This is a genomic window from Streptomyces sp. NPDC005281 (genome assembly GCF_040607495.1).
Classification (GTDB): domain Bacteria; phylum Actinomycetota; class Actinomycetes; order Streptomycetales; family Streptomycetaceae; genus Streptomyces.
The window spans coordinates 1-21,048 of the sequence record NZ_JBEXGX010000020.1; the positions used below are offsets into that span (position 1 = coordinate 1).

At 72.2% G+C, this 21,048-nt stretch carries 22 protein-coding genes; 7 read left to right on the plus strand and 15 right to left on the minus strand.

All coding sequences use genetic code 11. From position 1 onward, the window contains the following. A partial coding sequence (locus tag ABZV42_RS26225) for an anti-sigma factor (RefSeq protein ID WP_356053801.1) occupies positions 1-608 on the minus strand: 608 nt, incomplete at its 3' end. Beyond that, positions 605-1,303 carry an RNA polymerase sigma factor SigE gene (gene sigE / locus ABZV42_RS26230; RefSeq protein WP_356053803.1) on the minus strand — a complete coding sequence of 233 codons (699 nt, stop codon included), beginning with the start codon at positions 1,301-1,303 and terminating at the stop codon, positions 605-607. The genes sigE and ABZV42_RS26225, both read right to left, overlap by 4 nt. A 293-nt stretch (positions 1,304-1,596) precedes the next feature. Between sigE and ABZV42_RS26235 the strand changes: the two genes are divergently transcribed. Continuing rightward, complete coding sequence (locus ABZV42_RS26235) at positions 1,597-2,232, plus strand: O-methyltransferase (RefSeq protein ID WP_355985913.1); 636 nt, start codon at positions 1,597-1,599, stop codon at positions 2,230-2,232. A gap of 201 nt (positions 2,233-2,433) precedes the next feature. Here ABZV42_RS26235 and ABZV42_RS26240 read toward each other — a convergent pair whose 3' ends face one another. Beyond that, entirely contained in the window at positions 2,434-2,601 is a 168-nt protein-coding gene (locus tag ABZV42_RS26240; protein ID WP_003966491.1) for a DUF3117 domain-containing protein, read from the minus strand. 364 nt (positions 2,602-2,965) lie between these two features. Here ABZV42_RS26240 and ABZV42_RS26245 point away from each other — a divergent pair, with 364 nt between their 5' ends. Then, the gene (locus ABZV42_RS26245) at positions 2,966-3,769 is read left to right on the plus strand and encodes an enoyl-CoA hydratase-related protein (protein ID WP_355985861.1); all 804 of its coding nucleotides are present in this window, start codon (positions 2,966-2,968) and stop codon (positions 3,767-3,769) included. Between the two features lie 105 nt (positions 3,770-3,874). Here ABZV42_RS26245 and ABZV42_RS26250 read toward each other — a convergent pair whose 3' ends face one another. After that, positions 3,875-4,456, minus strand: a complete 582-nt coding sequence (locus ABZV42_RS26250; protein ID WP_355985859.1) for a DNA-3-methyladenine glycosylase I — start codon at positions 4,454-4,456, stop codon at positions 3,875-3,877. After that, on the minus strand, positions 4,453-4,803 hold the full coding sequence (locus ABZV42_RS26255; protein ID WP_355985857.1) for a DivIVA domain-containing protein: 351 nt from the start codon (positions 4,801-4,803) through the stop codon (positions 4,453-4,455). The genes ABZV42_RS26250 and ABZV42_RS26255 overlap by 4 nt, the downstream gene beginning before the upstream one ends. A 173-nt stretch (positions 4,804-4,976) precedes the next feature. Here ABZV42_RS26255 and folP point away from each other — a divergent pair, with 173 nt between their 5' ends. After that, entirely contained in the window at positions 4,977-5,837 is an 861-nt protein-coding gene (gene folP, locus ABZV42_RS26260; RefSeq protein ID WP_355985855.1) for a dihydropteroate synthase, read from the plus strand. Positions 5,838-6,000: 163 nt separating this feature from the next. Here the strand turns inward: folP and ABZV42_RS26265 are convergent, their stop codons facing one another. Further along, on the minus strand, positions 6,001-6,759 hold the full coding sequence (locus tag ABZV42_RS26265; RefSeq protein ID WP_355985853.1) for a TIGR00730 family Rossman fold protein: 759 nt from the start codon (positions 6,757-6,759) through the stop codon (positions 6,001-6,003). A gap of 147 nt (positions 6,760-6,906) precedes the next feature. After that, a complete protein-coding gene (dapE, locus tag ABZV42_RS26270) occupies positions 6,907-7,986 on the minus strand; it encodes a succinyl-diaminopimelate desuccinylase (protein WP_355985851.1) in 1,080 nt (359 codons plus the stop codon). Between the two features lie 127 nt (positions 7,987-8,113). Here dapE and ABZV42_RS26275 point away from each other — a divergent pair, with 127 nt between their 5' ends. Next, positions 8,114-9,166 (plus strand): heavy metal transporter, encoded by a 1,053-nt coding sequence (locus ABZV42_RS26275; protein ID WP_355985849.1) that lies wholly within the window; start codon positions 8,114-8,116, stop codon positions 9,164-9,166. A 358-nt stretch (positions 9,167-9,524) separates the two neighbouring features. Beyond that, on the plus strand, positions 9,525-9,980 hold the full coding sequence (locus ABZV42_RS26280; protein WP_356053805.1) for an ATP-binding protein: 456 nt from the start codon (positions 9,525-9,527) through the stop codon (positions 9,978-9,980). A 267-nt stretch (positions 9,981-10,247) separates the two neighbouring features. Here ABZV42_RS26280 and ABZV42_RS26285 read toward each other — a convergent pair whose 3' ends face one another. Together ABZV42_RS26285 and fdxA are read right to left on the minus strand one after the other, a co-directional pair. Beyond that, positions 10,248-11,342, minus strand: a complete 1,095-nt coding sequence (locus tag ABZV42_RS26285) for a bifunctional succinyldiaminopimelate transaminase/glutamate-prephenate aminotransferase (RefSeq protein ID WP_356053807.1) — start codon at positions 11,340-11,342, stop codon at positions 10,248-10,250. A gap of 163 nt (positions 11,343-11,505) precedes the next feature. Then, on the minus strand, positions 11,506-11,826 hold the full coding sequence (gene fdxA, locus ABZV42_RS26290; protein WP_016642910.1) for a ferredoxin: 321 nt from the start codon (positions 11,824-11,826) through the stop codon (positions 11,506-11,508). A 141-nt stretch (positions 11,827-11,967) separates the two neighbouring features. Here fdxA and ABZV42_RS26295 point away from each other — a divergent pair, with 141 nt between their 5' ends. Together ABZV42_RS26295 and ABZV42_RS26300 are read left to right on the plus strand one after the other, a co-directional pair. After that, positions 11,968-13,068 carry a GNAT family N-acetyltransferase gene (locus tag ABZV42_RS26295; protein ID WP_356053809.1) on the plus strand — a complete coding sequence of 367 codons (1,101 nt, stop codon included), beginning with the start codon at positions 11,968-11,970 and terminating at the stop codon, positions 13,066-13,068. A 17-nt stretch (positions 13,069-13,085) separates the two neighbouring features. After that, entirely contained in the window at positions 13,086-13,937 is an 852-nt protein-coding gene (locus tag ABZV42_RS26300; RefSeq protein WP_356053811.1) for a transglutaminase-like domain-containing protein, read from the plus strand. Between the two features lie 91 nt (positions 13,938-14,028). Here ABZV42_RS26300 and ABZV42_RS26305 read toward each other — a convergent pair whose 3' ends face one another. From ABZV42_RS26305 to ABZV42_RS26330, 6 genes are all read right to left on the minus strand, one after another. Then, positions 14,029-15,063 carry a tetratricopeptide repeat protein gene (locus ABZV42_RS26305; RefSeq protein ID WP_355985836.1) on the minus strand — a complete coding sequence of 345 codons (1,035 nt, stop codon included), beginning with the start codon at positions 15,061-15,063 and terminating at the stop codon, positions 14,029-14,031. A gap of 120 nt (positions 15,064-15,183) precedes the next feature. Next, on the minus strand, positions 15,184-15,798 hold the full coding sequence (locus ABZV42_RS26310; protein ID WP_355985833.1) for a response regulator transcription factor: 615 nt from the start codon (positions 15,796-15,798) through the stop codon (positions 15,184-15,186). Continuing rightward, positions 15,795-17,018 carry a sensor histidine kinase gene (locus tag ABZV42_RS26315; RefSeq protein WP_356053932.1) on the minus strand — a complete coding sequence of 408 codons (1,224 nt, stop codon included), beginning with the start codon at positions 17,016-17,018 and terminating at the stop codon, positions 15,795-15,797. The genes ABZV42_RS26310 and ABZV42_RS26315 overlap by 4 nt, the downstream gene beginning before the upstream one ends. Positions 17,019-17,023: 5 nt before the next feature. After that, positions 17,024-17,764, minus strand: a complete 741-nt coding sequence (locus ABZV42_RS26320) for an ABC transporter permease (RefSeq protein ID WP_356053813.1) — start codon at positions 17,762-17,764, stop codon at positions 17,024-17,026. After that, complete coding sequence (locus tag ABZV42_RS26325) at positions 17,761-18,732, minus strand: ABC transporter ATP-binding protein (RefSeq protein WP_356053815.1); 972 nt, start codon at positions 18,730-18,732, stop codon at positions 17,761-17,763. Before ABZV42_RS26325 ends, ABZV42_RS26320 begins: the two co-directional genes overlap by 4 nt. A 153-nt stretch (positions 18,733-18,885) precedes the next feature. Next, on the minus strand, positions 18,886-21,045 hold the full coding sequence (locus ABZV42_RS26330; RefSeq protein ID WP_355985826.1) for a hypothetical protein: 2,160 nt from the start codon (positions 21,043-21,045) through the stop codon (positions 18,886-18,888). Positions 21,046-21,048: the final 3 nt, after the last annotated feature.

Below are 21,048 nucleotides of genomic sequence, written 5' to 3' on the forward strand. Positions count from 1 at the left end.
GCGCCGGAGCCCTGGGTCCTGGACGGCGTCACATTGCTGCCGGCTCCGGCCCCGCGGGCGTCCGTGTCCCCGGGCACACCGGTGGTCACTCCGCCGAGCGCGACGGCCGCGAGCGACACCGCGCCCGCGGCGACGAAGGCGAAGCGCAGTCCGCGAGAGGCGGACCGGTCGGGCTCGTGGCGGCTGACGTCGTGGATGCGGAAGCCGCGCCCCGGGGAGGGGGGCAGCACATCGGCGTGCGGTCCGGCGGGCACGTAGCCGAAGGGTTGGCCGCGCATGCCGAAGACTCCGGGCAATCCGGTGCCCGGCGGGCCGCCGGGCAGTCCGCCGCCGAAGGCTCCTCCGGTCAGCCGCGGGCTGTCGGAGTCGCCTCCCCCGGGGAGTCCCTGGAGGCGGGCGAGGAAGCTCTCGGAGGGCGGCGGCGGGGCCATCTCCGCGAAGACGTTCTTCAGTCGGCGCTGGGCGTCGGCCTCGGCCTTGCACTTCGCGCAGGTGGCGAGGTGGGCCAGGACGCGGTCGCGCGACTCATGGCCGAGCTCTCCGTCCACCAGGGCGGAAAGTCGGTCCCCGAGGTGCTGCTCGGCAGGGGTGGGACGGGTTCCACTCACGCGGTCGCGCCCCCTCCCCCCAGCACGGGCACACGGGCCGCGAACGAGCGACGCTCGGCGCGGGCCTCGGGAGACCGGTGTGCCAGGGCCTTGCGCAGCTGGGAGCGGCCGCGGTGGATCCGGGAGCGGACCGTGCCGAGCTTGACGCCCAGGGTCGCGGCGATCTCCTCGTAGGACAGTCCCTCGATGTCGCAGAGGACGACGGCGGCGCGGAACTCGGGCGCGAGGGTGTCCAGCGCCTGCTGGACGTCAGCGTCGAAGTGCGCGTCGTTGAAGACCTGCTGCGGGGAGGGCTCGCGGCTGGGCAGCCGCTCGGCGGCGTCGTCGCCGAGGGCGTCGAAGCGGATGCGCTGCTTGCGCCGCACCATGTCGAGGAAGAGGTTCGTGGTGATGCGGTGGAGCCAGCCCTCGAAGGTGCCGGGCGTGTAGGTCGACAGCGAACGGAAGACGCGGACGAAGACCTCCTGGGTGAGGTCCTCGGCGTCGTGCTGGTTGCCCGTGAGGCGGTAGGCGAGACGGTAGACACGACCGCTGTGGGTGCTGACGACCTCCTCCCACGTCGGAGGAGTCCACGCCTGCGACTCCGCGTCGGTGGTGAACGTCGCGGTCTGCGCCGGGGCAGCAACGGGGAGCTGGTCAGCGTTGTCGGTCACGGATTTCGGCTCACCCGTCGATCTGAGCAGGCGCCGAAGCACCCCTCCCCGATCCACAGGCGCAGCCGCACCTCCCCTGTCGGCTCTGGTGGTGTCCAGTGGAGCCCCTACCATAGCCACCTCGCCCGTTAGCTCCGGATAAGCGGTTTTACGCGAATTTGATACCGGCTCATATGGGTGCGCCGACGTCTGCCCTCGGCCCCGCTCCGTGTACCGGTCCATCGACTTCCCCCCGCTCGGTGCTCCCACCCCCTTAAACGCCCGGTCCCACCCGCAGGTTCCCAGCACCAACGGATACAGTCACGCCCAGGCAATCACGGGGACAGGAGAGGGTCATTACCGGCAACCGGCAGACGAGCTGGGCGGCTTTCGCCGACGCCTTTGTCGCCGAGGACGAGGCGCTGGCCTGGGCCCGGGACCGGGCCCACGAGGCCGGCCTGCGCTCGGTGACGCCCGGCACGGGCGCCGCGCTGCGCCTTCTCGCCGCCACCGTGGACGCGAAGGCGGTCGCCGAGATAGGCACCGGGACCGGCGTCTCCGGAATTCATCTTCTGCACGGCATGCGGCCGGACGGGGTACTGACCACGGTCGATCCGGAGCCGGAGCGCCAGCAGTTCGCCCGTCAGGCCTTCCGCGCCGCCGGGTTCGCCAGCAATCGCGCGCGCTTCATCCCGGGCCGCGCGCTGGATGTCCTGCCCCGTCTGGCGGACGCCGGATACGACCTCGTGTTCTGCGACGGCGACCGGCTGGAGTGCCTGGACTACCTCGCTGAATCGTTGCGCCTCCTGCGTCCGGGCGGGCTCGTCGCCTTCGAAGGCGTGTTCGCGGACGGCCGCACCGTGGACTCGGGACCGCAGCCGGTCGAGGTGAGCCGGCTGCGCGAACTGCTGCGCGCGGTGCGCGAGAGCCAGGAGCTGGTGCCGTCGCTGCTGCCGGTGGGCGACGGCCTGCTGTGCGCGGTCAAACGCTGACCGCCGCCCGGTCCGCCACCCGTTCCGACGACCGGCCCGAGGCCGGCCTGCTTCCCGCCGCGCGCCCCTGACCAGGCCGTACGCCCTCACCGACCCCGGTCAGCCGAGCATCGCGGCGGTCCCTTCGAGCCGGAAACACGGCTTCCCCGGCACCATGTACGGTGCCGGGGAAGCCGAAAGAGGTGTGGGTCGCGTTCCGCGTCAGCCGACGACCTTCTTGAGGGCGTCGCCGAGCGCGTCAGCCTCGTCAGGGGTCAGCTCGACGACGAGCCGACCGCCGCCTTCGAGCGGAACGCGCATGACGATGCCCCGCCCCTCCTTGGTCACCTCGAGCGGGCCATCGCCCGTCCGCGGCTTCATGGCCGCCATGCTCGTTCCCCTTCCTGAAACCAGTTCATCGTCGCCGACGGCCCCCTCGGAGGGCACGCACGTCCCCTCATAGGACACACGTCACCGGCATCGAACACATTGCTTCCAGGCCATTATCTCGCATCTCAGGACCCGATGACCAACATCAGTCGGCATCGCTTGCGCAACGCGCTTGAGCAAAACCACCCAATTCGGCGATGTGACTGCGATACTTCGCCGCCGCACCGACTTCCAGGGTGCGGAATTCTTTGATGCAGGTCACATGTACGCCCGGCGCCACCGTCGGTGATCTCCGCCATGCTGTCATCGGACACTGGACGTACCGGCCGGTACGACGAACCGCGACCCCCGGAGGGGACCCACCATGGCCGACACCGTGCTCTACGAGGTGAGCGACGGACTCGCGACGATCACGCTCAACCGCCCCGAGGCGATGAACGCGATGAACACCGAGACCAAGGTCGCTCTCCGGGACGCGGCGCAGGCTGCCGCCGATGACGACGCCGTACGGGCGATCCTGCTGACCGCGGCCGGCGACCGGGCGTTCTGCGTGGGCCAGGACCTCAAGGAGCACATCGGGCTGCTGGCCGCCGACAGGGAGTCGGGGTCGGGCGGGACGATGAGGACCGTGCGTGAGCACTACAACCCCATCGTGCGGGCGCTGACCGGCGCCGCGAAGCCGGTGGTGGCCGGGGTCAACGGTGTCGCCGCCGGGGCCGGGTTCGGTTTCGCGCTCGCCGCCGACTATCGCGTCGTCGCCGACACCGCCGCCTTCAACACGTCCTTCGCGGGTGTCGCGCTGACCGCCGACTCGGGGATCTCCTGGACGCTGCCCCGGGTGATCGGCCCGAGCCGCGCCACCGATCTGCTGCTGTTCCCGCGCAGCATCAGCGCCCAGGAGGCGTACGAGCTGGGCATCGCGAACCGGCTGGTTCCGGCCGCCGAGCTGCGGGCCGAGGCGGAGAAGGTGGCGCGGGCGCTGGCCTCCGGGCCGACGCTGGCGTACGCCGCGCTGAAGGAGTCCGTCGCCTTCGGGCTCACCCACTCGCTGGAGGAGACCCTGGAGAAGGAGGACGAGCTCCAGGGGCGGGCCGGAGCGTCCGAGGACCACGCCATCGCGGTCCAGGCCTTCGTGAACAAGGAGAAGGCCAAGTACCTGGGGCGCTGACCGTCCGGGGGCGCCGCGGATCCGGTGCCCCGACCGTCCGAGGGGACACCGCGGGCCGCGCGTGGTCCGCGGCGGACACCCCTCACGCGTGAAGGGGCCACCGGGTCACCCGACGTGGCGCGCCGTGCAGTCCGCCAGGTGGTCGTTCACCAGGCCGCACGCCTGCATCAGGGCGTACGCCGTCGTCGGGCCCACGAAGCGGATGCCGCGCTTCTTGAGCGCCTTGGACAGGGCGGTCGACTCGTCGGTGACGGCCGGTACGTCGGAGAGCTTCTCGGGGGCCGGCCGGGTGGCCCGGTCGGGGGCGAAGGACCAGATGAGCTCGTCCAGCTCACCCGGGGCCCATTCGGCCAGCACGCGCGCGTTGGCGATCGTCGCCCGGATCTTGGCGCCGTTGCGGATGATCCCCGGGTCGGCGAGCAGGCGCGCCTCGTCGGCCTCCGTGTACGTCGCGACCTCGGCGATCTCGAAGTCCGAGAACGCGGCGCGGAAGCCGGTGCGGCGGCGCAGGATGGTGATCCAGGACAGCCCCGACTGGAAGGCCTCCAGGCACAGCCGCTCGTAGAGGGCGTCGTCGCCGTGGACCGCCCGGCCCCACTCCTCGTCGTGGTACGCCACGTAGTCCTCGGTGGACAGCGCCCAGGGGCAGCGCAGCGCGCCGTCGGGTCCGGCCAGCGCCTCGCTCACCGCTCGTCCTCGGGGTGCTTGCGCAGCGAGGTGGTGGCACTCGCCGCGCGGGCGCCCGCCAGCGCGGTCTCCAGGTCGGCGATCCGGGCGTCCCGCTCGCCGATCTCGGCGCCCAGCCGGCCGAGTGCGTCGTCCACGTCCGCCATGCTGTAGCCGCGCATGGTGACGGCGAAACGCAGCGCGTCCACGTCGCCCTTGTGCACGGGACGGTCGTACGGCAGCGGATCGCGCAGCCGCTCGGGCCCGGCGTCCGGAAGGGGCGTGCTCTCGCCGCCGCCCACCACGGACAGGGTCACCGCGGCGACCACGACGGCGAGGGCGACGACCAGGAACAAGAACATGAACATCGCTGAGGTCCCCACGCTCTGGTGCCGGCGCGGGTCGCGTCGGCGCGAAAGTACTGGTGCTGGCGAAAGCAGTCTGACGCTGGAAGTGTCAGGCCCCGATCGTGCCATGCGAGTCTGACAGTTAAGGTCGCAGGCGGCTTATCGGTGCGACTTACTGGGAGAGGTCACAGGGGATGCTCAGGCTGGGCAGGCGTGAATTCGACGCGCACGAGCCGGTGATCATGGCGATCGTGAACCGGACCCCGGACTCCTTCTACGACCAGGGGGCCACCTTCCGCGACGAGCCCGCCCTCGCGCGCGTGGAGCAGGCGGTGTCCGAGGGTGCCGCCATCATCGACATCGGCGGGGTCAAGGCCGGTCCCGGCGAGGAGGTCACCGCCGACGAGGAGGCCCGCCGGACGGTCGGCTTCGTCGCCGAGGTGCGCCGCCGCTTCCCCGACGTGGTGATCAGCGTCGACACCTGGCGGCACGAGGTCGGCGAGGCGGTCTGCGAGGCCGGTGCCGATCTGCTGAACGACGCGTGGGGCGGAGTGGATCCGCGGCTGGCCGAGGTGGCCGCCCGGTACGGCGTGGGGCTCGTGTGCACGCACGCCGGGGAGTCCGAGCCCCGTACCCGCCCGCACCGGGTCGCCTACGACGACGTGATGGCCGACATCCTGCGGGTCACGCTCGGCCTCGCGGAGCGCGCGGTCGCCCTCGGGGTGCCCCACGAGTCGGTGCTCATCGATCCGGGACACGACTTCGGGAAGAACACCCGGCACAGCCTGGAGGCGACACGGCGGCTCGGGGAGATGGTCTCCACCGGGTGGCCGGTTCTCGTCTCCCTCTCCAACAAGGACTTCGTGGGCGAGACGCTCGACCGGCCGGTCAAGGAGCGGGTCGTCGGGACGCTGGCGACGACCGCCGTCTCCGCTTGGCTGGGGGCGCAGGTGTACCGCGTCCACGAGGTCGCGGAGACCCGCCAGGTGCTGGACATGGTGGCCTCGATCGCCGGGCACCGGCCGCCGGCGGTGGCCAGGCGCGGGCTGGCGTGACGGACGGGGCGCGCCGGGGTACGGACGCCCAAGCGGTACGAGAGGCATGAGGGGTGCGCGGGGCGCGACGGGTACGGGAGGCACCGGCTCCGCGGCCCCTCCCGTACCCCCTCTGCTCCCGTACCCCCTCCGCTTCTGTGCCGCCTGCCCCGTACTCCCTGGGTTAGCGGCCGGCCTCCTTCGACACCAGTGCCACCGCTTCGTCCACGTCGTCGGTCACGTGGAACAGCATCAGGTCCTTCTCGGCCGCCTTGCCCTGGGCGACGAGGGTGTTCTTGAGCCAGTCCACGAGCCCGCCCCAGTACTCCGTGCCGAACAGCACGATGGGGAAGCGGGTGACCTTCTGCGTCTGGACCAGGGTCAGTGCCTCGAAGAGTTCGTCGAGGGTGCCGAGGCCGCCGGGCAGAACCACAAATCCCTGGGCATATTTCACGAACATCATTTTTCGCACGAAGAAGTAGCGAAAGTTCAGGCCGATGTCGACGTACGGGTTCAGCCCCTGCTCGAAGGGAAGCTCGATGCCGAGGCCGACGGAGATGCCCTTGGCCTCCAGGGCGCCCTTGTTGGCGGCCTCCATCGCTCCCGGTCCGCCGCCGGTGATCACCGCGAACCCGGCCTCGACCAGTCCGCGCCCGAGGGCGACTCCCGCCTCGTACTCCGGCGAGTCGACCGGCGTCCGCGCCGAGCCGAACACACTGATCGCAGCCGGGAGTTCGGCCAGTGTGCCGAAGCCTTCGATGAACTCCGACTGGATGCGCAGAACGCGCCAGGGGTCGGTGTGCACCCAGTCCGACGGACCTCCCGCGTCCAGCAGCCGCTGGTCCGTGGTGCTCGCCTGAACCTGGTTCCGCCTGCGCAGCACCGGGCCCAGCCGCTGCTCGTCCGGTGGCCGCTTCTTGCCCTCCGGGTTGCCAGTAGCCATGTCCACTCCCTCCGCGTACGGATCTCCCCCGCTCCGGCCGAAGCCGTTGCGGGGGAAGGTCGTTCCGCCCCAGCGTAGATCTCCGCTGGTTACGGCGGGGGGACGTCGGCATGTCCGCCGTGAACAGCCGACGGGTACACGGCGCCCTCAGGCGGTGAGCCAGTCGCGGAGCCGCTCCTCACCCGCGAGGATCTTGGCCGTTTCCACTCGCTCGTCCCGCTTGTGCGCCAGGTGGGGATTGCCGGGGCCGTAGTTGACCGCCGGGACGCCGAGCCGGCTGAAGCGGGAGACGTCCGTCCAGCCGTACTTGGGCTGCGGAGTGCCCCCCACCGCCTCGATGAACGCGGCGGCGGCCGGATGGGACAGGCCGGGGAGGGCGGCACCGCTGTGGTCGTCGACGACGAACTCCTCGACACCGCAGCCGGCGAACACCTCGCGGACGTGCTCGACCGCCTCCTCCTCGGTACGGTCGGGCGCGTAGCGGAAGTTGACGGTGACGACGCACTCGTCGGGGATGACGTTGCCGGCGACCCCGCCCGAGATGTTCACCGCGTTCAGGCCCTCGCGGTACTCCAGGCCGTCGATCACCGGGTGGCGCGGCTCGTAGGCGGCCAGCGCGGCGAGGATCGGGGAGGCCGCGTGGATCGCGTTCGAGCCCATCCAGGCGCGGGCGGAGTGGGCCCGCTCGCCCTTGGTCTTCAGCAGCACCCGCAGCGTGCCCTGGCAGCCGCCCTCGACCTGCCCGTCGGAGGGCTCCAGGAGGACCGCGAAGTCGCCCCGCAGCCACTCGGGGTGGGCCTCGGACACATGCTTGAGCCCGTTGAGATCGGCCGCGACCTCTTCGTTGTCGTAGAAGACGAAGGTGAGGTCCCGGTTGGGTTCGGGGACGGTGGCCGCGATACGGAGCTGGACGGCGACGCCCGACTTCATGTCACAGGTGCCGCAGCCCCACAGCACGCCGTTCTCGTCGAGGCGCGAGGGCACGTTGCCGGCGATCGGCACGGTGTCGATGTGACCGGCCAGGACGACCCGCTCGGCGCGGCCCAGGTGCGTGCGGGCCACGACGTTGTTGCCGTACCGGTCGACCGTCAGGTGCGGCAGGGCGCGCAGGGCGGTCTCGACGGCGTCCGCGAGCGGCTTCTCGGTGCCGCTCTCCGAGCGGAAGTCGACGAGCCGCGCGGTGAGCTCGGCGGCGTCGAGAGTGAGGTCAAGCGGGGTGTCGGCCATGGCGTCGACCCTACGCGCCCCGCAGGGGCGTCCCGAAAGCAGCCGGATGGGGTCGTATCCCCCGGTCGCGCTCGCGTTGTCCACAGCCCCACGGTTCGCCCACAGCGCTCTCCAGTACCTTGTACGCGTGTCTGAGCCGTCCCCCACTCCTGTCCGGCGACGCCGCCGTCGCCTCCTGCGTTTCGGCGGGGCCCTCGTGGTCCTGCTCGCGGTCGCGGGTTACCTCGGCGTGCAGTACCTCACGGGCGGCGTGGGCGCGCCCCGGTGCAAGGTCGTCTCCGCCAACGGCGACGGCGCGTCGTACGAATTCACCCCCGAGCAGGCGGTGAACGCGGCGACGATCTCTGCGGTCGGCACCTCCCGGGGCATGCCCGAGCGGGCGGTGGCCATCGCCCTCGCGACGGCGCTCCAGGAGTCGGGGCTGCGCAACATCCAGCACGGCGACCGGGACTCCCTCGGCCTGTTCCAGCAGCGTCCGTCGCAGGGCTGGGGCACCGAGAAGCAGATCATGGACCCGACGTACGCGGCGGGCATCTTCTACGAGCACCTGGCCAAGGTGCCCGGCTACTCACGGCTGCCGCTCACCGTCGCCGCGCAGCGGGTGCAGCACAGCGGCTTCCCGCAGGCGTACGCGAAGCACGAGCCGGACGCCACGCTGCTCGCCGCCGCCCTGACCGGCCGCGCGGCGGCCACTCTGACCTGCCAGGGGCGTCCGGCCGCGACCCCCGCGGGCGGCCCGGCGCCGGTGCGCGCCGCGCTCGCGCGGGACTTCGGGCGTGATGTGCTCCAGGAGGCGGGGGCCACGGTGGACGCCGCGGGTTCCTTCGCGTCGCCGGCACCGGCCGCCTCGGATTCCCCGGTCGCCTCGGCCTCGGCGGCCTCCCCCGCCTCCCCGGCTTCGTCCGCTTCCCCGGCGGCCACGGCAACCGCGGACCGGACCGTGACGGTCCCCGTGCACGAGGAGGGGTCCGACACCGGGACCGGGGCGCTGCGCCGCGGCTGGGAGGTGGCGCACTGGGCCGTGGCCAACTCCTCGGCCCTGCACATCGACCGGGTGACGTACGCGGGGCGCGAGTGGACCGCGGGGACGTCCGAGGGCTCGTGGCGCACGGCCGACGCCAAGAGCGGTACGGGTGCCGAGGAGGCCGCGGCCGAGGTCCGGATCGTCACCGGGCAGTAGTACGGGTCCTCACCCCTGGGGAGGACCCGACCCTCCCCGACGGCGATGTGCGCGCGCTTTCGGGCGCTCACTCTCCCGTCCGTGAAATCCCTTGGGACCAAAGGGGCATGAGGGTCCCACCGACCCCTCGGCCGGGTATTCTTTGCCCGTTTTTATCCACAAACGATAATGCGACGCATTGCCAACTCTTTACATCGGGGCACCGCAACCTTCGCGGACTTCGAGCGGTAGTCACTGCGTCCGAGCCCGGAACGATCAGTTCGGCCGACCGGCATCCGGTGACGCGGTTCGCCGACGGTCGGCGAACGGCCGGGCACGGCAAGGACACTTCCCCGTTCTCTTCCGTCTAAGGAGCACCATGTCCCTCTCCCTGACCCGCCGGATCGCCCGTGTCGCGCTGCTCGTCGCGGCCGGAGCGGCACCCGTGGTCGGCGCGGCCGGCTCCGCCTGCGCGGCGACCGACCTGCCGGCCACGCCCGCCCTCGGCGGGCTGACCGCCCTGGACGGGGCGAACGTCGCCGGCACCCTCGACGGAGCGACGCACCATGCAACCGGGATCGCCGGCAAGTCCGGTGGACAGGCGGTCCGGAAGGCCCTGCCGGGCACCGGTGCCAAGGTCGCCAAGAAAGCCGCGCCCGTCGCGAAGAAGGCCGCGCCCATCGCGAAGAAGGTGGCCGGGGACGCGGCCGGGCAGGCCGGCGGCCTCCTCGGTGACACCGCGAAGACCGCGGGCGGCGGCCTGCCGACCGACGCCGTGACCAAGGGCGGTCTGCCGACGGGACAGCTGCCACTGAAGGGCCTGCCGCTGGGCTAGGGCCTGCTGTACGGCCAGGGCGGGCCTGGCATGTAGGGGGGGTAGGGCCTGTTGTACGGCCAGGGCGGGCCTGGCATGTAGGGGGGGTAGGGCCGTTGTACGGCCAGGGCCTGCTTGTAGGGCCAGGGCCTGCCGCTGGGCTGGAGCCTGCCATCAGGCCGGAGCCCGTCCTCGGGCCGGGGCCTGCCGTCCGGGTCGTGCCGTACGGCGACGGGGGTCCGGGGAACTCGCTTCCCCGGACCCCCGTTTCGCTGTTGTGCGGCCGGACTACCGCAGGCGGTCCACCGCCGCCGCCACACGCTCGTCCGAGGCGGTGAGGGCCACGCGGACGAACCGCTCGCCCGCCTCGCCGTAGAAGTCGCCGGGGGCCACCAGGATGCCCAGCTCGGCCAGGTGGGCCACCGTGGACCAGCAGGACTCGTCCCGCGTCGCCCAGAGGTAGAGGCTCGCCTCGCTGTGCTCGATGCGGAAACCGTGGCTCAACAGTGCGTCGCGCAGGGCGGTGCGGCGGGCGGCGTAGCGCTCGCGCTGTTCGCGGACGTGGCTGTCGTCCGAGAGGGCGGCGACCACGGCGGCCTGGGTCGGCGCGGAGGTCATCATGCCGCCGTGCTTGCGGATCGCGAGGAGCTCGCCGAGGACGGCGGGGTCGCCCGCGAGGAAGGCCGCGCGGTAGCCCGCCAGGTTCGAGCGCTTGGACAGCGAGTGGACCGAGACGATCCCCTCGTAGGAGCCGCCGCACACGTCGGGGTGCAGCACCGAGACCGGGTCGGCCTCCCAGCCCAGCTCGAGGTAGCACTCGTCGGAGAAGACGAGGATGCCGTGCTCACGGGCCCAGGCGACGATCCGGGCGAGCTCAGCGGCGGACAGGACCTTGCCGGTCGGGTTCGACGGGGAGTTCAGCCACAGCAGCTTCAGGCCCGCCGGGTCCAGCTCCGTCGGGTCGTCGTAGACCACGTGCTCCGCCCGCGCGAGCCGCGCGCCGACCTCGTACGTCGGGTACGCGAGGCGCGGGTACGCGACCTTGTCGCCGGGGCCGAGACCGAGCTGGGTCGGCAGCCAGGCGACCAGTTCCTTGGAGCCGACGATCGGCAGGACATGCCGGTGGGTGACATCCCGTGCACCGAGCCGTCGCTCCACCCAGCCGGTGAGCGCGTCCCTCAGCTCGGGCGTGCCCCACACCGTGGGATAGCCGGGCGAGTCCGCGGCCGCGACCAGGGCTTTCTGGATCAGCTCGGGCACCGGGTCGACCGGGGTGCCGACGGACAGGTCGACGATGCCGCCCGGGTGAGCGGCGGCGGTCGCCTTGTAGGGCTCCAGCTTGTCCCAGGGAAAGACGGGAAGCCGGTCGGAGACTGCGGACACGGGATCAGGCTCACTTTCTCGTACGTACGACCCGTACACGCGGGTACGGGCTGCTGCACGGATGCGGCGCCGGCCGGGGCCGCAAACGCCTCGGTCCCGTACGGCGACCGGAGTGACCAGGCCGTACGGGACCGAGGCGGCGCGTCGAACCGGCGCGGGCCGCTTACTGGTTCTGCGGCGGCAGCGCTGCGATGAAGGAGTGGTCGCGCTCGATCAGCCCGAGCTTGCTGGCACCACCGGGCGAGCCGAGCTCGTCGAAGAACTCGACGTTCGCCTTGTAGTAGTCCTTCCACTCCTCCGGAGTGTCGTCCTCGTAGAAGATCGCCTCGACCGGGCACACCGGCTCACAGGCTCCGCAGTCGACGCATTCGTCCGGGTGGATGTACAAGGACCGGGAGCCCTCGTAGATGCAGTCGACCGGGCACTCTTCGATGCACGCCTTGTCCTTGACGTCGACACAAGGCTGCGCGATGACGTAGGTCACGCTGTCGTTCCTCCTCGATAGGGCGCTGGCGGGCCTGTCACAGGCTCCGCCACCTGGCGCGCGGGAGCGCGGCGTCGTCGATGCCCGCCCCTAGTATCTCCGTTCTTGGGCATGATCCGAACAGGAGGGGTGAACTGACCTGTGGAATTCTCTGCCGCCGGCCGCCTGGAGGTCCGCGTCACCGCTGCTGACGTGGGCAAACGCGTCTCGGTGCGGCGCCTGATCGACAACGGAGACACGGTGGAGAAGTTCACCGATACGGTCGGTGTTCTCACATCATGGGACAACGGCGTGCTGCTGATCACACGACGGACCGGAGAACGTGTCCGGATCACGGAATCGTCCCTGGTCGCGGCCAAGGTCGTCCCGTCCGCGCCCGCACGGAGACGCGGCCCCGCGGCGTCCTACGAGGAGCTCGCGCGTGTCGCGGCGCGGGCCTGGCCGCCGGTGGAGAGCGAGCGGCTCGGCGGCTGGGAGCTGCGGGCGGCGGGCGGGTTCACCCGGCGCGCCAACTCCGTGCTGCCGCTGGCCGACCCGGGCGTGCCGCTCGACCGGGCCCTGACGTACGTACGGGACTGGTACGCGGCCCGTGACCTGCCCGCCTTCGTCCAGACCGCCACCGGTGCCGAGGGCACACAGGAGCTGCTCTGCGCCGAGCTGGAGGAACGCGGCTGGACGCGTGAGGTGACCGCGGAGCTGTGGACCGGCCCGCTGGCGCCGGTCGCGGACCGGGAGGCTCCCGGGGTGACGCTCTCCCGCACGGCGGACGAGGCGTGGCTCGGCCGCTACCAGCGCAAGGGCGTCGGCGACGTGGCCCTGAAGGTGCTGGGCGGCGGTCCCTCGGTGTGGTTCGCGACGGTGCCCGGTACCGGGGGCGCGGCTCCGGCGGCGATCGGGCGGTGCGTGGTGGACGGCCGCTGGGCCGGTTTCGCCGCCGTCGAGGTCGACCCGGACCTGCGCCGCCGGGGCCTCGCCACGGCCGTCATGGCCGCCCTGGCGGGCCGGGCCCTGGAGGAGGGCGCCTCGGCGGCCTGGCTCCAGGTGGAGACGGACAACACGGGGGCGCGGGAGCTGTACGCCCGGATGGGCTTCGCCCCGCACCACGTGTACCACCACTACCGGTGGCCGGCCGCCCCCGTCACGCGGGCGGGCCCGCCGAGCGCCGGTACGGACGCCGCACCGGAGACGGGCGGGCTGCCCGGGGACACCGGTCCGGGTGTCGAGCCGTATCGATCGACGTGACGGGGCACGAGCCGGATATGCGTTCCCCCCAGCCACCCGAGCCCGAGCGAGCCGACGAGGTACGGCGGCGGTTCGCCGACGCCGCGCGGGCCGAGCGGCCCGACCTGGCGGAGCTGTGCCTGCTGGTGGGCGCCGCGGCGGACGGGACGCTGGACGACACCGGGATGGACGCGGCGCAGATCCGGCTGGACGAGCTGGCGGGCCTGCTGCCCTTCCGTCCGGGCGGCCCCCTGCCGTGGGCGACCGCCCTGGCCGAGCTCCTCGGCGGGCGCTGCGGATTCCGCGGCTCTCCGGGCGACTACCAGCGGCTGGAGTCCTCGCTGCTGCACGCGGTGCTGCGCCGGGGGCGCGGGCTGCCCATCCTGCTCTCGGTGGTGTGGATGGAGGTCGCGCGGCGGGCCGGGGCGCCGGTCCACGGGGTCGCGCTGCCCGGTCACTTCGTGGTGGGCTTCGGCCCGCCCGAGCAACAGGTGCTCGCCGACCCCTTCGACGGCGGGCGCGTGCTCACCGGCCAGGACGCCCAGCTCCTCGTCGCGGGCGCGACCGGCGCCCCGCTCGACCCGTCGATGCTCATCCCCGCCGACCCGCTCGACGTCGTCCTGCGCGTGCTGAACAACGTCCGGGCCTGGGCCGCCACCCGGCCCGAGCGCTCCGATGTGGCCCTGTGGTCGGTGGAACTCTCCCTGCTGCTGCCCTCGCACCCGGCGCGGCTGCGTTACGAGCGGGCCCAACTCCTGGTCCAGCGAGGTGACTTCCTGACCGGGGCGACCGAACTGGACGCCTACGCCGACGTGGTGGCGGCGGTCGACGAACCGGCCGCGTCCCAGGTCCGCCGACAGGCCCACGCGGCAAGGGCGATGCTCAACTGATCGCACCGTGCGGCACGGGTGATCCTCGACGGCCTCGCTCGTGCGGCACAGGCGGATGCCCGGGGCCGGCCGGCCCCGGGCACATCCCGCTTCACGCTCCGGCGGGACGCCCTTCCCCGGCAAGGACCCGCAGTTCCTCGATGTCCTCCGGATCGATGTCGAGTTCCCGTGCCTCGGCGAGCAGCGCGCCGATCCGCTCGGGCCGGCCCCGCTCCGCGAGGAACTGCGCGTAGTGCAGGTACGCCTCCTCGTCCTGGTGGCCGATCGCGTCCTGGTAGCGCCGCTCGGCCTGCTCCCACTGGTCGAGGTCCTCGTGCAGGAGCGCGAGGTTCAGGTAGGCGTTGATCTCCTCGTCCTTGTCGATGGCGGCCTCGTAGTGGGGCACGGCCTCCTGCTCGGCGCCGCCGTCGACCAGGTGAAGGGCATAGGCGAAATGCGCGCCCGGCAGTTCCTCGGCGAGGGCCTCACGCAGGTGGGTGCCGGCCGCCTCCACGTCGCCGGTGGCGTTCTCGGCCTCGCCGAGCACCACCAGGACCGACCGATGCCCCGCGTCCAGAGCCTGTCGCAGCCAGGGGAGGGCCTCCTCGTACTCCTCCTGGTCGGCGAGGAGCCTGCCGAGGTTTCCGGCCGCCATGGTGTCCCCCTGGCCGACCGCCCGGCGCAGCAGGTCGGCGGCCTCGTCGAGCCGTTCGTCGTCGTCGCTGAGGAAGGCGCCGTAGTCGTTGAGCGCCCGGGGGTTGTCCGCGGCCAGCGCCTGCCGGTAGTACTCCTCCGCGCGCGCCCTGTCCCCGATCTCCTCGGCCAGGACCGCGGCCGTCCACAGGGTGACGTCGCGGCCGCCGCGGGCGGCCTGCTCCAGGGCCGAGACCGCTTCCTCGGGCCGGTCGAGCTCGATCAGCAGATCGGCCAGGGCCTCGTACGCCCCGGCGTCACCCGCCGCCGCGGCCGCGGAGATCAGCTCCAGCGCGGCGCCGATGTCACCCCATTCGTGCACGAGGTCCAGGATCCTGTCCGCGACATCGTCGTCCGGGCTCGTCCACGCCCGCAGATACAGCGACAGAGCCGCGGCGGGGTCTCCCGCCTCCAGCCGTCGTTCCGCTCGGGCCTCAAGATTGTCTTCCGCCATGGAGCCATCTTGCCGCCCGGCCCCCGGCGTGGTCGACAGGCCCTGGTCCTTTCGGCGAACACGAAGGTTCCGGCGGGTTCCCCGGGAGGCCGAGGCCGGTGCGGGTGGTCCTGCGGGCGGCTACAGCCACCCCTTCTCGCGGGCGGTCCGTACCGCCTCCGCCCGGTTGCGTACCGCGAGTTTCTGGATCGCGGTCGAGAGGTAGTTGCGGACCGTGCCCTGGGAGAGGTGGAGGGCCTTGGCCAGTTCGGCGTTGGTGGAGCCGTCGGCGGCGGCGCGCAGGACCTCGCGTTCGCGGTCGGTCAGGGGGTTGGCGCCCTCGGCCAGCGCGGCCGCCGCCAGGGTGGGGTCGATGACACGCTCGCCGGCCAGCACCTTGCGTACGGCCGCGGCGAGTTGGGCGGCCGGGGCGTCCTTGACCAGGAAGGCGTCGGCGCCGGACTCCATGGCGCTGCGCAGGTAACCGGGGCGGCCGAAGGTGGTGAGGATGAGCAGCTTGACGCCCGGGAGCTCCTTGTGGACCTCGGCCGCCGCCTCTATGCCCGTCATTCCGGGCATCTCGATGTCGAGGAGCGCCACGTCCACGTCGTGGGCGCGGGCCGCGGCCAGCACCTCGTCGCCGCGCGCCACTTGGGCGACCACCTCGATGTCCGGCTCAAGTCCCAGCAGGGCGGCCAGTGCCTCGCGGACCATCGACTGGTCCTCGGCGAGCAGGACCTTGATCGTGCGGCTCATGCACCGGATCCTACGGGGTCGCCCGCCGCGCCCGCAGAGGCCCCGCCCCCCTCCAAGGGCGCCCGTGCCACCAGCCGGAACCCGTGCCGGACACGCCCCGCCTCCATCGATCCGCCCGCCTTCTCCAGGCGTTCGGTCAGCCCGGTCAGGCCGTTGCCGGGTGCGGCTCCCGAGGTGCCGCCCGAGCCGTCGTCCTCCACCGAGAGTTCGAGCACGGGACCGTCCAGGGTCTGGCGCCGGACGAGTTCCACGGTGCAGCGCCGGGCACCGCTGTGCCGTACGACGTTGGTGACCGCCTCGCGCAGCGCCCAGGCCAGCGCGGACTCGCTCTCGTCCGGAACGCCGTCGAGGTCGGGTTCGGCCGGCAGGTCGGCGACGACACCCGCCGCGGTCAACGCGACCTGTATTCCGGCGAGTTCACCGGCCAGCCGGGGCCTGCGATAGCCGGTCACCGCCTCGCGTACGTCGACCAGGGCCTGACGGCTGACCTGTTCGATGTCGGCGACCTGCTGGGCCGCCTTGTCGGGGTGCCCGGGGAGCATCCGCCCGGCCAGCTCGCTCTTGAGCGTGATCAGCGAGAGCGAGTGGCCGAGCAGGTCGTGCAGGTCGCGGGCGAGCCGCAGGCGTTCCTCGTTCGCGGCGAGCTGGGCGACGGTGGCCCGTGCCTTGCGCAGTTCCACCGTCGTGAGGACGAGCTGCCGCACGCCGGTCATCGCGAAGCCGATGAGGACGACGAGCAGGACGAGGTTGCGCGCGTCCCCTTCGCCGCCGTGCAGGCCGACGAGCAGCATCACGACGGCGGTCAGCGGGATGGTCCAGTACGAGACGCGCAACGGGAACGTCGTCCCGCAGGCGACCGAGACGTACACGAACAGGCCGAGCCAGGGCGCTCCGAGCGTCAGGCACAGGACGACGGCCAGCACGCCGAGGCCCAGCACCATGAGGGCGACGGCCAGGGAGCCCGTGAAGGCCTTGCCCATGTGCCGGAAGACCAGCGTCAGATAGACCGCGACGAAGGCCGCGAGGCCCGCCCAGCCGGCCGCGGTGGCCGGGGGCGTGTGGTGGCCGGAGACGAGGTCGTGGACCGGCGAGCTGAGGAACACCAGCCAGATGACGATCCACACCGACTTGCGCAGGGCCTCGCGGACGTTGCGCGGGGACTGTCCCATCCTCACGATCCGGTCCGTGCGGGCCATGTCGGGCATCGGGTCTTCCGTCATGGCGTTCACGCCTTCAGCGTGTCCTTCCGGTACAGCCAGGCCGCGCCGCCCGCGAAGAGGGCGAAGGACACGGCGAGGATGGCGATGTCCTTCGCGTGCGGGGCGTTGCCCAGTTCGATGGCCTGCCCCAGGGCAGCGTACGCGTGCGTGGGGAGCCATTTGGCGATGCTCTGAAGCCAGTCGGGGAAGGTCGTCGTCGGCATCCACAGGCCGCCGAGCATCGACAGGCCGAAGTAGACGATCATCGTGATCGGCCGGACCGCGTCCCCGCTGGCGAGGTAGCCGATGGCGACACCGAGCGCGGCGAAGACCAGGCTGCCCGCCCAGATCACGCCGGTGAGCGCGAACCACTGCCAGACGTCCAGGCGTACGTTCTTCACCGCCGCGGCGACCACGAAGACGATGACGATCGACGGCAGGCTGATCACGGCGGCGCTGGCCGTCTTGGCGAACACATAGCCGCGGCCGGGCAGCGGGGTGAGCCTCAACTGCCTTACCCAGCCGCTCTCCCGCTCCTTGGCGATGCGCTCGCTGTTGCCCATGAGGACGGCGGTCAGGGCGCCGAAGGAGGCCATGGAGACCATGAAGAACGTGGGCAGGGTGAGACCGGTGCCGGGGACCTTGGTGGTGCTGTCGGCGCTGCCCGCGATCAGCAGGAACAGGGCCGAGGGATAGATCACCGAGAAGAACAGGAACTTCCGGTTGCGCAGGGCGCGGGTGATCTCCAGCTTGATGAGACTGTTCACTTGGAGATCTCCATCTCGGCGGCGGTGCGGGTGGCCTCTTCGGCCTCGGTGATGGCGACGAAGGCCTGCTCCAGACCGAGCCCGGCGACTTCGAGGTTGCGGGGGTAGACGCCGAGCCCGTACAGCGCGTGGACGGTCGCGTCCGCGTCCGAGGACTGGATGCGCACGGTCTGCCCGGACCCCGCGGCGGAGCCGCTCTTGGACACCGTGACCGAGGTCAGGAAGGGCAGCGCGCGCAGCGGGGCCTCGTCGATCGTGCCCTCCAGGTCGAAGGAGACGCGGCGCGCTCCGGCCTTCGCCTTGATCTCGGCGGCGGTGCCGTCGGCCAGCAGCCGTCCCCGGTGCAGGACGAGGACGCGGTCCGCTATCGCGTCGGCCTCTTCCAGGTAGTGCGTGGCGAACAGGACCGTACGGCCCTGGTCGGCCTGTTCGCGCATGGTGGCCCAGAACGCCTGCCGGGCGGTGACGTCCATGCCGGTGGTGGGCTCGTCGAGGACGATCAGGTCGCTGTCGCCGGCCGTGGCGAGGGCGAAGCGGACGCGCTGTGCCTGACCGCCGGAGAGCTTGTTGACCTTGCGGTCGGCGATCTGGGTGATGCCCGCGCGGGCGAGGACCTCGGCGGCGCGGTACGGCCTCGGGTGCAGATCGCAGGCGAGCTTGACCAGTTCACCGACGGTGACCTCGTCCATCAGGCCGCCGCTCTGGAGCATGGCGCCCACCCGGCCGGCGACGATCGCCTCGCGCGGGCCGGTGCCGAACACCCGGACCGTCCCGCTGTCGGCGTTCTTGAGGCCGAGCAGCAGGTCCAGCGTGGTCGACTTGCCCGCGCCGTTGGGTCCCAGCAGGGCGACGGTCTCGCCGGGGTGGAGTTCGAGCGTCAGTCCGTCCACTGCCCGGACGTTCCCGTAGCTCTTGGTCACCGATTCGAACCCGACCACCGATGTGGTGGTCGCCGCAGTCGTTGTCATGGCTCCATGGTGATGGAGACGAGGGTGTGCGCGGCAGTGTGGTGTGTCCTGGGCCGCGGATGACAGATGTCATGTCGGCGGGCCGGCACGGCAAGAGGGCACCTCGGTCGGTGGATACCGGCCGGAGTGCCCTCGATGTGCTTGCCGTGCGCGCTAGTTGGGGTTGGTGGAGATGGTCACGATCCGGGCGGCGGCCGTCTTGCCGAGGAGCGCCCTGCCGACGGCCGAGGCCACGTCCTGCGGGCTCACGGCCTTCTGGCTGCCGTTGCCCTTGGTGATCGTCACACCGTCGAAGGCATGGCCGTACAGCGCCTCGAGCGTCTTGAGGTCGTAGTGCTCGACGAGCTTGCCCTGGACCGGCTGGACGCTCAGGAACTTCCAGATGGACTTCTGCGGGCTGAAGGAGACGGCGTGGGCCGCGTCCGTCCGGACGGTGATGTTCGCGGACATGGCGACCGTCGCGAACGTCGACATCTTCCGGTCCACCTCGGCCTTGTCCACCGTCGGCTGACGGGTCGTGGTAGCGACCTTCACCGGCGCGGCCGCGTTGGTCTCGACCTGGGCGCGGTACGCGTCCTCGACGGCCTGGACCGAGGGCCCGGCGTCGATGCCCTTGCCCGCCTTGCCGTAGACCGCGACGGCCTTGCCCGGCTGGAACTTGATCGTGCCGTCGCTCGCCGAGCCCGAACCGCTCGCGGCACGCTCCAGCGCGGCCTGGAGCTTCTCCTTGTCGACCGGCATGACGGGATCCACCACACGCCCCTGGCCGAACAGCGAACCGATCACCGAGATCGGGTTGTAGTCGCTGCCTGCGGCGGCGCGGACGGTCGCCTGGCTGTCCAGCTGGAGTCCGGCCTGGTCGGGCCTGAGCTGGACCGTGTCGCCGTCCACGGACAGCGTGAGCGGCTTGTTCGTCCGGCTGCCGAGGGCGTCGTCGAGCTTCTTGACGGCGTCGTCACGGGTGCCGCCGCCGATGTCGACGCCGAGCACCGTGGTGCCCTTGGGCACGTCCGAGTGGTTCATGAGCAGGCCGGCACCGTAGGCGCCGCCGGCCAGGACCACGACGAGGGCGGCGAGGAGCGCCGGTTTGTTGCGGCCCTTCTTCTTGGCCGGCTTCGACGGGGCGGACGGCTGGCGGACCGGCTCGGGGAGCTTCGGCGGGGTGTGCGACCGGGGGCCGTCGTTGCGCTCACCGTCGTACGCGAAGTTCTGGGAGGGCGAGACGACGGGGATGCCGCTGGTCAGGGTGTGACCGGAGACGTTCTCCGCGGGGGCGCCGTAGCCACCGGGTCCCGGGTCGGGTGCCGGCTTCTGCGGCGTCAGGATCGCGGTGTCGTCGCTGAGACCGCCGCTCAGGCCGCCGCGCGTGCCGGTGCCGGTGCCGGGGTAGCTCCTGCCCGCGTTGCGGTTGCCGGTGCCCGGGCCGGACTGCGCGGCCAGGCTGCCGGGGCCCGCGCCCGCGCCGGCTGGCGGCCGCAGCGGGCCGTCGCCGGTGGCGGGACCGCCGGTCGGACCGGAGGGGCCGCCGCGGCCGCTCTCGGCGAAGTACGGGAGGTCGTCGCGGCGCGGTTCGCCGGACCCCGTGGACGCGCCCGGCCCGCCGGACGAACCGATGGCCGGGAAGGAGCCGGTGTCGCGCAGGGCCCCCGAGACGTCGAAGGAGCCCGTGCCGCCGCCGTGGCCGGGGGCCACGGGTCCGGCGCCGGTGGCGCCGGGGAGGGCCGCGCCGTTCGGGCCGCCGGGGCGCACGCCACCGGTGATGCCCAGCGGTCCGGCGCCGATGGACGGCGCGGGTCGGCCCGTGCCGAGTGCGCCCACGGGACCCGGGGTGCCGGCGGGCGCCGAAGCGCCCGGCATGCCCGCCCCGTTGGTCGAGCCGCCGCCCTGCCCGCCCTTGGGGGGCGTACCGGGCTTGCGGGGCGCGAACCAGTTGCTCGTCTCGGCCGCCTCGGGCTGGTCCGCGGGCGGAGCCGGGACGATGGCCGTCGATCCCGAGGCGTTCGCGGGCGAACTCATGCCCGGCACCGTGTGTGTCCCGGTGTCGCCGCCGTCGGGCGACACGTCGGCGTCGGCGACGGGTGTACGGACGACCACGGGCGGGATGGGCCGCGATCCGGGGATGTTGATCCGGATCCGTGTCGTCAGGGTTGTCTCGGTCTTGCGCTCCTCCGTCGGCTTTCCCGCGGCCGAACGACCCGTGTCGGCGCCGTTCTGGGAAGCCGTGGGGGTGCCGTACGGCGGCGTCCCCGACGGGTACGCGGCTCCACCGCGCCCGTTGGGCCCGGAGGACGAACTGTCAGTTTCACGACTCAAGGC